14 protein-coding genes are annotated in these 13,549 nt (G+C 42.1%); 5 read left to right on the top strand and 9 right to left on the bottom strand.

From position 1 onward, the window contains the following. Position 1: 1 nt before the first annotated feature. From SR187_RS02410 to xseA, 5 genes are read right to left on the bottom strand one after another with little or no spacing between them, the layout of a single operon-like run. Entirely contained in the window at positions 2-427 is a 426-nt protein-coding gene (locus tag SR187_RS02410) for an arginine repressor (protein ID WP_024532463.1), read from the bottom strand. Continuing rightward, the gene (locus tag SR187_RS02405; protein WP_120171393.1) at positions 420-1,241 is read right to left on the bottom strand and encodes a TlyA family RNA methyltransferase; all 822 of its coding nucleotides are present in this window, start codon (positions 1,239-1,241) and stop codon (positions 420-422) included. Before SR187_RS02405 ends, SR187_RS02410 begins: the two co-directional genes overlap by 8 nt. Next, positions 1,234-2,103: a polyprenyl synthetase family protein gene (locus SR187_RS02400; protein WP_120171392.1), complete on the bottom strand. Its 870-nt coding sequence runs from the start codon at positions 2,101-2,103 to the stop codon at positions 1,234-1,236. Before SR187_RS02400 ends, SR187_RS02405 begins: the two co-directional genes overlap by 8 nt. Further along, on the bottom strand, positions 2,103-2,318 hold the full coding sequence (locus SR187_RS02395) for an exodeoxyribonuclease VII small subunit (protein ID WP_024532460.1): 216 nt from the start codon (positions 2,316-2,318) through the stop codon (positions 2,103-2,105). Before SR187_RS02395 ends, SR187_RS02400 begins: the two co-directional genes overlap by 1 nt. Then, complete coding sequence (xseA, locus tag SR187_RS02390; protein ID WP_120171391.1) at positions 2,293-3,636, bottom strand: exodeoxyribonuclease VII large subunit; 1,344 nt, start codon at positions 3,634-3,636, stop codon at positions 2,293-2,295. The genes SR187_RS02395 and xseA overlap by 26 nt, the downstream gene beginning before the upstream one ends. Before the next feature lie 282 nt (positions 3,637-3,918). On the opposite strand from xseA, the gene ypfJ reads away from it, so the two are divergent. Further along, the gene (ypfJ, locus tag SR187_RS02385) at positions 3,919-4,827 is read left to right on the top strand and encodes a KPN_02809 family neutral zinc metallopeptidase (RefSeq protein WP_120171390.1); all 909 of its coding nucleotides are present in this window, start codon (positions 3,919-3,921) and stop codon (positions 4,825-4,827) included. A gap of 497 nt (positions 4,828-5,324) precedes the next feature. Here the strand turns inward: ypfJ and SR187_RS02380 are convergent, their stop codons facing one another. From SR187_RS02380 to SR187_RS02365, 4 genes are all read right to left on the bottom strand, one after another. Beyond that, positions 5,325-6,173: a bifunctional methylenetetrahydrofolate dehydrogenase/methenyltetrahydrofolate cyclohydrolase gene (locus SR187_RS02380; RefSeq protein ID WP_120171389.1), complete on the bottom strand. Its 849-nt coding sequence runs from the start codon at positions 6,171-6,173 to the stop codon at positions 5,325-5,327. 187 nt (positions 6,174-6,360) lie between these two features. Then, complete coding sequence (locus SR187_RS02375) at positions 6,361-7,095, bottom strand: amino acid ABC transporter ATP-binding protein (RefSeq protein WP_120171388.1); 735 nt, start codon at positions 7,093-7,095, stop codon at positions 6,361-6,363. After that, a complete protein-coding gene (locus SR187_RS02370) occupies positions 7,088-7,777 on the bottom strand; it encodes an amino acid ABC transporter permease (RefSeq protein WP_120171387.1) in 690 nt (229 codons plus the stop codon). Before SR187_RS02370 ends, SR187_RS02375 begins: the two co-directional genes overlap by 8 nt. A 125-nt stretch (positions 7,778-7,902) precedes the next feature. Beyond that, positions 7,903-8,133: a DUF1797 family protein gene (locus tag SR187_RS02365; protein WP_024532454.1), complete on the bottom strand. Its 231-nt coding sequence runs from the start codon at positions 8,131-8,133 to the stop codon at positions 7,903-7,905. Positions 8,134-8,361: 228 nt separating this feature from the next. Here SR187_RS02365 and SR187_RS02360 point away from each other — a divergent pair, with 228 nt between their 5' ends. From SR187_RS02360 to SR187_RS02345, 4 genes are all read left to right on the top strand, one after another. Next, positions 8,362-10,584 (top strand): ATP-dependent Clp protease ATP-binding subunit, encoded by a 2,223-nt coding sequence (locus SR187_RS02360; protein ID WP_120171386.1) that lies wholly within the window; start codon positions 8,362-8,364, stop codon positions 10,582-10,584. A 193-nt stretch (positions 10,585-10,777) separates the two neighbouring features. Next, positions 10,778-11,239, top strand: coding sequence for an NUDIX hydrolase (locus SR187_RS02355; RefSeq protein ID WP_024532452.1), 462 nt, complete (start codon positions 10,778-10,780; stop codon positions 11,237-11,239). Between the two features lie 90 nt (positions 11,240-11,329). Beyond that, on the top strand, positions 11,330-11,638 hold the full coding sequence (locus SR187_RS02350) for a DUF1827 family protein (RefSeq protein WP_024532451.1): 309 nt from the start codon (positions 11,330-11,332) through the stop codon (positions 11,636-11,638). A gap of 190 nt (positions 11,639-11,828) precedes the next feature. After that, positions 11,829-13,409, top strand: a complete 1,581-nt coding sequence (locus SR187_RS02345; protein WP_120171385.1) for a YSIRK-type signal peptide-containing protein — start codon at positions 11,829-11,831, stop codon at positions 13,407-13,409. Positions 13,410-13,549: the final 140 nt, after the last annotated feature.

The raw sequence follows: 13,549 nt of genomic DNA, 5'->3' as shown, positions 1-13,549 counted from the left end.
CTTACCACCTTCTAACGGTTCGCTCTATCTGCGGAACAATCTGCTCTTCTGCAACGATGAGCAAGATACTATCATCGTCAGCAATGATGGAAAAAATATGCGTCTGAAACTGTTCCCAAATCTGACGCTTTACAACTGCCGAACTCCCTGGAACCAGACGGAGATGAATCATCTTGTCCATCACCGATACGTCCAAAACATTCTGTGTTTTGGCTTTAACACGCCCTGTCTTTGGCAAACCGTAAATATATCCCTTATCTGCTGATGGAATTTTAATAATCCCCAACTCCTTAATATCACGTGAAACCGTTGCCTGTGTCGCAGTGACTCCCATTGCCTCCAAGCGTTCAACAATCTCTTCTTGTCTATCAATGGGAAAGCGAACCACTAAATCCTTAATTATTTCTAAGCGTTCTCGTTTATTCATCTTTTTTAAATTCCTTATGCGCTTGATAAACTGTATCTATTAGTTTTTGTTTTTCAATCTGACTGGGCTGAGGTGATTTTTCTAAATGAGCTAAAAATTCGATATTGCCATGTCCACCTTGGACTGGCGAAAAGCTGAACGCTTTGACTGAAAAGCCGTTTTCAACTGCTATGACTGCTACATATTCCAAAACTTTCAAGTGAACAGCCTTATCTTTGACAATTCCATTCTTACCAATCTGCTCACGCCCTGCCTCAAACTGCGGTTTTACCAAAGCAACGACTTGACCACCGTCCATCAAGATTCCGTGTAAGGTTGGTAAAATAAGACTCAACGAAATAAAACTAACATCAATTGAAGCAAAACTAGGTTGACCAGCAGAAAAATCTTTCAGCTCAGCATACCGAAAATTATACTGCTCCATGCTGATGACGCGTTCATCTTGACGCAATTTCCAAGCGAGCTGATTGGTTCCTACATCAACAGCATAGACCTGCTTAGCACCAGATTGCAACATAACATCTGTAAATCCACCGGTTGATGCACCAATGTCAATCGTTGTCTGCCCTTCAACTGAAATGCTAAATACCTGCAAGGCTTTTTCCAATTTTAGACCACCACGACTAACATACTTGAGTTTTTCTCCTTTTAGTTTGAGTTCAACTCCTTCATCAATCTTTTCACCCGGCTTGTCATAGCGTTCGCCATTTACAACAGAAATGACCAAACCTGCCATTACACCGCGCTTGGCCTGCTCTCTAGTCTCAAAAAGTCCTTGTTTAAAAGCCAATACATCTACTCTTTCCTTAGGCATTGATCCGTAAACTTTCTATCATTTCTTTTATTTTTTCGGTTGAAAATGGAACCAGATTTGCCACCTTATCTAGCTCACTAACTGCTTGGTTCAGAGTTTCTTCTAGAAAAACTTTTGAAGGTTCTAAGCCCAGTAAGGCTGGGTAGGTGGATTTTTCCACCAACAAATCTTTCTGAGGTGTCTTACCAATCTCCTCAAAAGTTGCTGTCACATCCAAAATATCATCCCGCACCTGAAAAGCTAAACCAACTAATTGACCTATCTGGCGCAAATGCTGCAACACTTGCCCATTTTTTTCTGCAATCAATCCCGCTGCAACAAATGGAAAAGCCAGCAATTTACCCGTTTTATTGGCATGGATTGCCTGTAATTGTTCCAACGATAAACTCTGACCTTCACCAGCCATATCCAAGGCCTGCCCTGCAACCATTCCGAAAGTTCCTGAAGCCTGGGATAGTTCCTTGATAAGGGAGACAAGGATTACATCCGGCAAATCTACCTGTGCTAGAAAACCAAATGCATCTAAAAACAGACTATCACCAGCTAAGATTGCTATTGCCTCACCATAGACTTTATGGTTGGTCAGACAGCCACGCCGATAATCATCATTGTCCATAGCAGGAAGATCATCGTGGATAAGACTACCTGTATGAATCAGCTCCACACAGGCTGCCACCTGATAGTGAGCGGGTAGCAATTCTACACCAAAGGCTTCTAAAATGGTCAGCAAAAGCAAAGGACGAATCCGCTTTCCTCCCGCTTGAAGCGAATAGAGAACCGACTGATTAAGCTGCTCAGCCAATTGAGGTTGATAAAAGGCTGCCATAGTCTTCTCTAAAAGGTGCAATTTATCTGCAACCATTATGCCAACTCCGTTTCGGTGCCATCCGCTTGCATAACTTTTACCAACGTTTTTTCTGCTTCGGCCAATGTTTTTTGTAGGTCTTTTGATAGAACCATTCCTTTTTGAAACTCGGCTAGCGCTTCTTCCAAAGCCACATCCCCCTGCTCCAATTTGGTCACGATTTCTTCCAGTTCTGCTAAATTTTCTTCAAATGTCTTCGTTTTTTTGGACATGATTTACCTCCACATTCAACTGTCCATCCTTCATTTGGATGATTGCACTCTCACCTGTTTTAATTGTTTCCACACTATCTAACACACAGCCATTTTGTATGACAATGGCATAACCACGAGCAATAATCCGACTGGTATCCAGCATGGTCAAGGCTTCAATCAACTTGTCTGCTCTGGACATTTTATTATCATAAATATTGGCCATATTGCTTTTCAGCAGCCGTTCTTGCTGACGAATTTTCTCCTGAAAAACCGCTACTTTTTGCCTTAGTTGTACGCCCCGTAAGCGTTGGTTCAACAAGAGGCTCGCTTGCTTTTGCTGATGAAATACTTCCTTCGTCCGCATCTGAAGTTGATGGCTTAGACGATCCAATTTCTGCAAATAGCCATCATAGAGTCGCTCTGGTTGACGAAAGATAACCGATTGACAAATCTTTTCCAACTGACTTCTCCGAAATTTTATCCGATTCGTCATAGCTTGATAAGCTCGATTTTCCTGTTGACCTAAATAGCCCAACAAATCTGCCTTTGTAATCGGAGTAGCCATTTCTGCCGCAGCAGTCGGTGTTGCTGCCCGCCTATCTGCCACAAAGTCTGCTAAGGTCGTATCCGTTTCATGCCCCACACTAGAGATAATAGGAATGCGGGATTCAAAAATAGCTCGAACCACCACTTCCTCATTGAAAGCCCAAAGGTCCTCAATAGAACCTCCTCCACGACCAACGATGAGTACATCCAAGTCACCGCGTTCATTAGCTCTTTGGATATTTGCAACAACCTCTTGGGCTGCTCCTTCTCCTTGCACCTTGGTCGGATAAAGAACAATTTCTACCCCCGGAAAACGACGTTTGACCGTTGTGATAATATCTTGAATGACTGCACCACTTGGACTGGTAATAACTCCAATTTTCTTTGTAAATCGAGGCAGAGCTTGCTTAAATTCTTGCTTAAACACCCCTTCCTGTGTCAAGGACTGCTTGAGCTGCTCAAACTTAATTGCTAAGGCACCGATACCGTCTGGCTCAGCTTTTTCAATCACAATGGAGTAAGATCCGCTCGGCTCGTAGAGTTGAACACGACCAACAACATTGACCTTCATTCCTTCTTCTAAGTCAAAACCCAATCCCTTGTAAACTCCAGCCCACACAGTAGCCTGAATAACCGCCTTATCATCCTTGAGCGAAAAGTATTGATGGGTCGGCCGCTTGCGGAAATTGGATACTTGCCCTGTCAAGTACACCCTCTCTAAATAGGGATCTCGGTCAAATTTTAATTTCAAATACTTCGTTAGATGACTAACCGATAAATATTCAACCATGCCTACTCCTTCCGTCTGCTTCCTTACCATTATACCAAATTTTGCACTATTATACAGAAGATACACATATATTCGGATCGCTTTCCTGTGTTTTTTTTCGAAGTTTTACTATATAATAGTTTTAAAAGATTACAAGAATCCGTATTTACAGCAAAAGCGCTCAACTCGACAGCTTTCATACCACATTCCTCGTCACATTTTTGAGGCGATCCTTTAAAAACTTACTTGTGAGCGAAAAGCTGAGGTATTTTGCTGGTAAATACAACTTCTAAGGAGATTTTTATGAAAACAGATGATTTGAGAAAAAGTTCCAATATCGAAGATCGTAGAGAGCAACCCAGTACCGGGAAATCTTACTCGACTGGTTCTTCAGGTGGAAATGCGTTATTAGGTCTACTCTTTTCTCGTCTCGGGTGGAGAGGAAAGTTAGTCGTCCTTGTCCTACTAGTAGCCTTTGGCGGTCTATCCAACCTTGGGGGACTACTATCTCCATCAACGGGAAGCAATCCTTATCAATCTAGTCAAGTATCAACTACTGGTACCACGTTTTCTGACCAAGATGCCACCTTTATGAGTAAAGTTCTTGCCTCTACGGAAGATTTTTGGACACAGGAATTTAAGAAGAATGGATTGAACTACAAAGCACCAACACTCGTTTTCTACACGAATCAAACCAGAACCGGTTGTGGTCTTGGTTCTGCTCAAGCTGGACCGTTCTACTGTGGAGCAGACCGAAAAATCTATATTGACACTTCCTTCTATCAGGAATTATCACGTAAATATAAGGCTTCTGGTGACTTTGCAATGGCTTATGTCATTGCTCATGAAGTCGGTCACCATGTACAAAATGAATTGAACATCCTTAGTGCCTATCACCAGAAACGAGCTACAGTATCAACCAAAGAGGCCAATGCACTCACTGTCCGTCTAGAATTACAAGCAGACTACTATGCAGGGGCCTGGGCTAAATATGTTGATGGCCAAGGGCTACTAGACGCAGGAGACATTGACGAAGCCATGAATGCTGCCCACGCTGTTGGTGATGATACTCTTCAAAAAGAATCTTACGGCCATACCGTTCCAGATAGCTTCACCCATGGTACCTCCGAACAACGCAAGCGCTGGTTTTATCGAGGCTATACCTATGGTGACTTAGCACATGGTGACACCTTCTCTGTGCCAAATCCGTAAACTCTCACCCTCTCCTCAGCCATCATGGCTGGGGAATTTTTATCTCATAAGAGGATAAAATCCTTCTTTCCAACTGCAACTACTAAAGCCTCATTGACTTTTAAACCCAGCACTGTGGAATGAACTGATGGAGGTTGGAGCAAAGAAACTAGAGTCTCATTCTGGAGAAGGGATACACTAGTCAAAGCTAGTATAATAAAACAACGTTTTCTCAGTCCTTAGAAGAATACAGTAAACTAAATAACGATAATAAAAATACCGACCACTAATCTGGTCGGCATAGACTTTCAAGAAATGATAAGGGGGAGAAGAAGGTGAGATAAAAAACTATGGTATAGGTGATAGGATGTCTCCTTAAACGCTCCTACTCTGATTTTCTCACTTCTAATCAACAAAATAAAAATCCTTTATCTTAAATAAGATAACTTCCACAACACCCCAGCAAGTAGACATCTACAGCAGTGATGACTCTAGCTATCAATATTGTGTACAAACAGCTATGGTTGCGCCCTCAGACAAGCTTCATAAGTCTGTTCTAACAACATGGTAATAGTCATTGGACCGACACCTCCAGGAACCGGTGTGATAAAGCTGGCTACCTCTGCTACTTCATCGTACTGAACATCACCAATTAGTTTTCCATTTTCATCCCGATTCATCCCAACATCAATCACGACTGCTCCTGGCTTAACAAAGTCCTTGGTCACAAAATGTCCACGGCCGATAGCTACCACTAGAATATCCGCTTGGCGAGCTAGTTCTGGTAAATTTTTTGTTCGAGAATGGGCAAGCGTTACTGTCGCATTGGCATCCAACAGCAGTTGAGCCATAGGCTTACCAACGATATTAGAACGTCCAATTACCAGAGCTGACTTACCCGCTAAATCAATCTGATATTCTTTGAACATCTCCATAATCCCTGCTGGTGTGCAAGGCACCATTACAGGATGACCACTCCACAAACGCCCCATATTCATCGGATGAAAACCATCCACATCTTTCTCGGGAGCAATCGCCAAGAGTACTTTTTCCTCATCAATGTGATCCGGTAAAGGTAGCTGAACCAAAATGCCATGCCACGTCTCATCTTGATTATATTTAGCAATTAAGTCCAATAAGGCTACTTCTGAAATGGTTTCTGGCACACGTACAACTTCGCTCTTAAAACCCGCAGCTAGAGCTGAACGCTCCTTATTACGCACATAAACCTGACTGGCTGGATTTTCACCTACCAAAATAACGACAAGCCCTGGCACCAAGTTCCGTTCTGCCTTCAGTCTAGCTGTTTTTTCCGCCAAAGCAGTCTGCATTTTAACCGCCAAAGCCTTACCATCAATCGTCTTCATGCTTTACTCTCCTCTAGTTTTTTCCATTATACCTTAATTCTGCCTGTCTGACTACATTACTTTCAACCAAAAGCTTCCAAATGCAAAAACTCCGAACATTGTCGGAGTTTTAAGTAACATATACTCAATCAAGCACAAAAGCAAGCAGAAAATTTTTTTACCATCCAGATAATCGCTGCCTAACAGACTACAGGATCTTGGATAGAAAGTCCTTGGTTCGCTCTTCCTTGGCATATTCAAAAACCTCTGCCGGTGTGCCGTCTTCCACAATAACACCACCATCCATGAAAATCACTCGGTCTGCCACTTCACGAGCAAAGCCCATTTCGTGCGTTACAATTACCATTGTCATACCTGATCTAGCCAAATCCTGCATAACTGCCAATACTTCTCCAACCATCTCAGGATCCAAGGCAGAAGTAGGCTCATCAAAAAGCAAGACATCTGGATCCATGGCTAGACCACGTGCAATAGCAATCCGTTGTTGCTGCCCTCCTGACAAACTCTGTGGATAGGCATGAGCCTTATCAGGCAAACCGACCTTTTCAAGCAAGGCCAAAGCTTTCTTCTCTGCCTCCTCCCTAGCAAGCCCTTTGGTTTTAATAGGCGAAAGAGTAATATTTTCTAAAACGGTCATATTGGGAAACAGATTAAACTGCTGAAAAACCATCCCCATCTTTTCTCGCATTTTGAAAATATCATTGGACTTGTCTGTAATATCAACACCCTCAAATGTCACCGTTCCCTTGGTAGGAACTTCCAACAAATTCATCGTTCGCAGAAAGGTTGATTTTCCTGAACCAGAAGGGCCAATAATCACAACTACCTGCCCTTGCTGGATCTCCAAATCAATCCCTTTCAAAACTTCATTTTCACTATAATATTTGTGTAAATCCTTAATCGAAATAATCGCGTTAGCCATGTATCTGCCCTCCCTTGCTCAACTTCTTCTCAAATGCTTGAATCATCATTGTCAAAACGGTGGTCATGACGAGATAGTAACTAGCCGCCAATATCAGTGGCGTTAGGGGAATGTAGGAAGTTGACTGTACTGTTTGGGCACCGTTCCACAACTCCATCACACCGATGGTAGACAAGAGCGAGCTATCTTTAACAATAGTTATAAACTCATTCCCTAGGGCTGGTAAAATATTTTTAATTGCCTGTGGCATGATAACGTAGCGCATAGCTTGTTTAGGACGAATTCCCAGTGAGTAGGCTGCTTCTAATTGACCTTTAGGAACCGCATTGATCCCAGCACGTACGGTCTCAGACACATAAGCTCCTGAGTTCATAGAAATCACAATAATCCCTGGAATCAAGCGAGTCAAATCTACCGTCAATATTCCCAGTTGAAATGTCGGTGCTGTGAAATGAGTCATGGCAAAAGCAATCATAATCTGCACAATCATCGGCGTTCCACGGAAAATCCAAACATAGATATTAGCAGCCCAAACCAAAACACTATACTTACTTCTTTGTGCAAAAGCCAATAAAACACCTAATATACTGCCCAAAAAAACCGAAAAAACTGCAATAATAAGAGTAACTATTGCACCATAATTAAAATAAGCCCAATAATCGGGCAAAAAAGAAAAATTCATCCACTCACTCCAATTTTTTCATTTAGGGACTATTATACCATTTTTGAATATTTATGCAACCGTTTTGTTTGGTATCACTCATCTTTTCACAAGAAAAAGCACCCTTGGGTGCCTCACACTTGTTATTAGTATAGTAGTTCATAGATTTCCATGGCGATTAAGTCAATGCTGTCAAACGTATACGTTTCACGAGCAGCAACATCACGCAAGGTAAAGACTGAACCATTTTCCTCGTCATAGCTATAAGCCACTTCTGCAACGACAACACCTTCACGCTCAAAATTGCGTTTCAAGGTACCACCGTCATTAGCCATAGCCTCAAGACGATTGATAATTCTCACCAAATGTGATTCCATATTCATTCTCCTAATCATTTTTATAGGAATATTTTACCACATCTTACTAAAAAAGTCTTAATTTTTCACCCTTTTCCTACTGACGTCCGTGTTTTCACGCTAAATCTTACCTTTCAAAACGTAGCAGTTTCTTGATTTTTCTCTGAATCTTGTTATAATAAAAATAGAACTGACCTTTTTTGACTATTCAGGAATAGGTCATACTTTTTCACAGAAAGAGGTAGAAACATGCTCTGCAAAAATTGTAATATCAACGACGCAACGATCCATCTCTATACCAATCTAAACGGTAAACAGCAACAGGTTGACCTCTGTCACAATTGTTATCAAATCATGAAAACAGATCCAAATAATGCTATCCTACGCGGCTTAGGTGACATGGTAAATCCTAATAATATGGATCCATTTAGCGAGTTCTTCAATCATCTGGGAGGCTATCCAGGTAATACACCTGCTGGCAAAAAACGTGAACAGACCCCTCCAACTCAGTCTGGCGGAAGTCACAATGGTCGTGGTGGGCAGACGCCTCCTCCACAACAGCCCAATGGTCTCTTGGAAGAATTTGGAATCAATGTGACCGATATTGCTCGCCGAGGCGACATTGACCCAGTAATTGGTCGCGATCAAGAAATTACACGGGTCATTGAGATTCTCAACCGCAGGACCAAAAACAATCCCGTCCTCATCGGAGAGCCAGGTGTGGGTAAGACTGCGGTTGTTGAAGGTCTAGCTCAAAAAATCGTTGACGGTGATGTTCCACAAAAACTGCGAGGAAAAGAGGTTATCCGACTCGATGTGGTAAGTTTGGTCCAAGGGACAGGCATTCGCGGGCAATTTGAAGAACGGATGCAAAAACTGATGGAAGAAATCCGCAACCGCCGGGAAATCATCCTCTTTATTGATGAGATCCATGAAATCGTCGGAGCTGGTTCTGCCGGTGATGGTAATATGGATGCAGGAAACATTCTCAAGCCAGCTTTGGCTCGTGGGGAAATGCAATTAGTAGGGGCAACCACCCTCAACGAATACCGCATCATTGAGAAGGATGCTGCTCTTGAACGACGCATGCAACCAGTAAAAGTAGAAGAACCTAGCGTTGAAGAAACAATCACCATTCTCAAGGGTATTCAAAGCAAATACCAAGATTATCACCACGTTAAGTATTCAGATACGGCCATTGAAGCTGCAGCTGTTCTTTCCAATCGCTATATTCAAGACCGCTTTCTACCAGACAAGGCCATTGACCTACTGGACGAAGCCGGCTCCAAAATGAACCTGACCCTCAACTTTGTTGACCCAAGGGAAATTGATCAGCGCTTGCTTGACGCTGAGAATCGTAAGGCTCAAGCCACACGTGACGAAGATTATGAAAAAGCAGCTTATTTCCGCGATCAGATTGCAAAGTATAAGGAAATGCAAAAGGCTACCATCAGCGAAGAAGATACACCGCTCATTACCGAAAAAGAAATCGAAGCCATTGTCGAGCAAAAGACCAATATCCCCGTTGGTGATTTGAAAGAAAAAGAACAATCACAGCTCATCAATCTAGCAAGCGATCTAAAAGCGCATGTTATCGGTCAAGATGAGGCCGTTGATAAGATTGCAAAGGCTATCCGCCGTAATCGTGTCGGTCTGGGAGCACCAAATCGCCCAATCGGCTCCTTCCTCTTTGTTGGTCCGACTGGCGTCGGAAAAACAGAATTGTCCAAACAACTCGCCATTGAACTCTTTGGATCGGCGGACAGTATGATTCGCTTTGATATGTCCGAATACATGGAAAAACACGCTATTGCCAAGTTAGTCGGGGCACCCCCAGGCTATGTCGGTTATGAAGAAGCAGGACAACTAACAGAAAAAGTTCGCCGCAATCCTTATTCACTCATCCTCTTAGATGAGATAGAAAAGGCCCATCCGGATGTCTTACACATGTTCCTCCAAGTCTTGGATGATGGACGCTTGACAGACGGACAAGGACGGACAGTCAGCTTTAAAGACACCATCATCATCATGACGTCCAATGCGGGAACAGGTAAGGTTGAAGCCAGCGTTGGTTTTGGTGCCAGCATAGAAGGACGGACACAATCTGTCCTCGGTCAACTCAGCAACTTCTTTACCCCAGAGTTCATGAATCGTTTTGATGGGATTATCGAATTCCAACCGCTCAGCAAGGAAAATCTACTAGAAATCGTCAGCCTCATGTTGGAGGATGTCAACCAGCGGCTTTCTCACAACGGTATCAACCTACATATCACAGATAAGGTCAAGGAAAAATTGGTTGACTTGGGCTACGACCCAAAAATGGGAGCTCGTCCGCTTCGCCGAACTATCCAAGATCAAATTGAGGACGCTATTACTGATTTTTATCTGGAAAATCCAAGTGAAAAGAACCTGCGAGCAGTCATGACGAGCAAGGGAACTATCCAAATCAAGGCTCAAACAAAAACCAAATAACAAAGATAGAATCCGCTCATCGAGCGGTTCTATTTTTCTCAAAAACTCCCTTTACACAATGACCAAAATCGAATCAAGCCAGCTAAGAACTTTGAAAATATCTCCTTTGTAAAGGTTATCACAAGGAAAAATGGTAAAAAAGTGGTATAATGTAGAAAACTCATTCCAATCATGAAAAAGGATGGAACTGCCTATGGATAATATTACTGTTTTTGGAGAAAAGAAAGCTGGTATTGACTACCAGAGCCGCTTTGGTGTCTATGCGGTGATTCCCGATGAAACAAAAGAGCACCTCATCCTCATTCAAGCACCAAATGGTGCCTGGTTCCTCCCCGGTGGGGAAATTGAAAAAGGAGAAAACCACCTCATTGCTCTAGAGCGTGAACTGATGGAAGAACTCGGATTTACCGCCGAAATCGGACACTACTACGGACAGGCTGATGAGTATTTCTACTCTAGTCACCGTGATACTCACTTTTACAATCCAGCTCATATCTACCAAGTCACCAGTTACCATCAAATCGGACAGCCTCTTGAAGATTTTAACCATATCGCTTGGTTTCCGGTTGATGAAGCGATAAAAAAACTCAAACGTGGAAGCCACAAATGGGGTGTTGAGCAATGGAAATTGCAAGAAAATTCACTCAATAGCTAGTAAAAATGCTCTCAGCATGCTATAATGTAGCCAGAGATATAGAGCTTGGGATTGAAAAATCCCCACAATTATATTACGAGGAGGTTCCTCATGAAGATTATAAACACGACAAATAGCCATCCCCACCTTGTCCAAAACCAGTTAGCTAATACTGATGCTTTTCTAGTAGAGACGTATTCTGCTGGCAATACGGACGTTATTTTTACCCAGGCCCCCCGTCACTACGAACTCTTGATTAGCAACAAATACCGTGCAGTACAACAGTCCGAAATCGAGCAGATCCGTGACTTCTTTCTTCATCGTAAAATCGATGAAAGAACCATCAATACGGCAACCATTCAGACGATTCATACGGATCGGTTGATTGAGATGTCTATTCCCATTATTGCAGAAATTTAAGGAGCCAGCGGCTTCTTTTTTTCTGGATTATAAATCGATAAAAAGCATAAAAAATCAATAAATATTAAATTTTCAGTATATTCTTAAAGATAATTTTTCCATAACAATGACCATAAGAAAGGAAATTATATCTTTTAATATGTTATAATGACATACATAAAATGAATAAAGAAAGAGAGATATTTTTTTTATGACTCCACAGAAGAAAAGGCATTACAGTATTCGCAAATTGCAAGCTGGTGCCGGCTCGATTCTCATTGGAACAACGTTGCTATTCGGACTTTCAACACAAGCTGTTCAGGCAAACACCGCTACAGCAGAGAGCTCTACGACTGCTTCAACCGGTAAAGCTACTGTCACTAGTGAAGAACCAACTGCTGCAACTACGAGCGGAGAAACCACTTCTACGGAACCAACATCTAAAGAAGGAACACAGGAGAAGGATCACAAATACTGGCTCTACTATCGAAAAGGACTTTCTGAAAGAGGAGAGCTAAATGAACAAGCAAGACCTCTTGGTGAGACTGAAAAAGAAGGCTATGACGACCTGAAAGAAAAAGAAAATAGAATCGAAAAAGCGAAGGAAAGATATGCACAGCAAGGCTACCCACATTCTGATCGATTTGACCACAGGGACAATACGCTACTCGTTTTCCATCGTTATAAAACCTTTATCGTCTTGAAAACCGTTGGTGATAATGCCACTGAACAAACTTCTGTGTTCTACGGTGATAAGAGAGAGCAAGATGTGAAACGAAAAGTTGAAGAGTGGACCAATCTATTTAAAGAAACCTATGATGTAAAACGTTCTGAGGAAAAGAAAGAACATGAAAAAACAATCACTTTAACATTAACACCAAAATCTGACAAAGCTCCGGAAGCAACTCCTGAACAGAAAGCACCTAAGAAAGACAAAGAAACTCCTGCTCCATCTCAACCTAAGCAAGATGATAGCATGAAGAAAGACTACAAACTCTTCTATCAAACAAAAGATAAGACAGAAGAAGTGGACTTCAAAGGTACACCAGAAGAGCTAAAAGCAACCTTGGATAAAGCAATAGAGAAATACAAACAAGATGGTTATCCTTATGTTGACCGATTTGAAAGAGAAAATCGAATCCTACTGGTCTTCAATCAGCATAAGAGCATTATTGTATTAGAAACAAACGGTGATGGCGGTAGTCGACAAAGTCGTCCGTTCTACGGAACTCCTCAAGAGCTTGAAGCAGAAATCAAGAAGCTGACAGAAAGTCTATCTGATACATACAAGATTGAGAAAAAAGAAGGTTACGACAAACTAGACCCTACCGTTAAGACAATTACTCTCGTCTTGACAAAATTGTCAGATACACCTAAAGAAACTCCTGCTCCTAAGAAAGAAGACAAGCCAACTCCACCTAAGGACGAGAAGCAAACTCAGCCTGAGGACAAGAAACCTGAACAACCTAAGAAGGATGAGAAACAAACTCAACCTGAGGACAAGAAAGCTGAGAAACCTAAGGACGAGAAGCAAACTCAACCTGAAGGCAAGAAAGCTGAGAAACCTAAGGATGAGAAACAAACTCAACCTGAAGGCAAGAAACCTGAGCAACCTAAGGATAAGCAGCCAGCTCCTGCTCCTAAGAAAGCAGAGAAAGCTATGCCATCTAAGGCACGGACTCCTAAGAAAGTCTTGCCAAATACAGGTGAGGCACCTTCTATCCTTGCAGTACTGGGAAGTGGATTACTAGGATTCTTGGGAATGTCTCAAATAAAGAGAAGAAAAAAATAAAAAAGAAATAATCGTGATCGGATAACCCCATCACTTAACCATCACCTCAACCATATAAATTAAAGTTTAAAATATAAAATAGACAAGCAAGTTCGATTGGAGCTTGCTTGTTTATTTTTTAAAAACCGAAGGAAACTGAA

The organism is Streptococcus ruminantium, from assembly GCF_003609975.1.
Taxonomy (GTDB): domain Bacteria; phylum Bacillota; class Bacilli; order Lactobacillales; family Streptococcaceae; genus Streptococcus; species Streptococcus ruminantium.
Note: the sequence above shows the minus strand (reverse complement) of the source record. Positions and strands in the feature narration are given on the sequence as shown.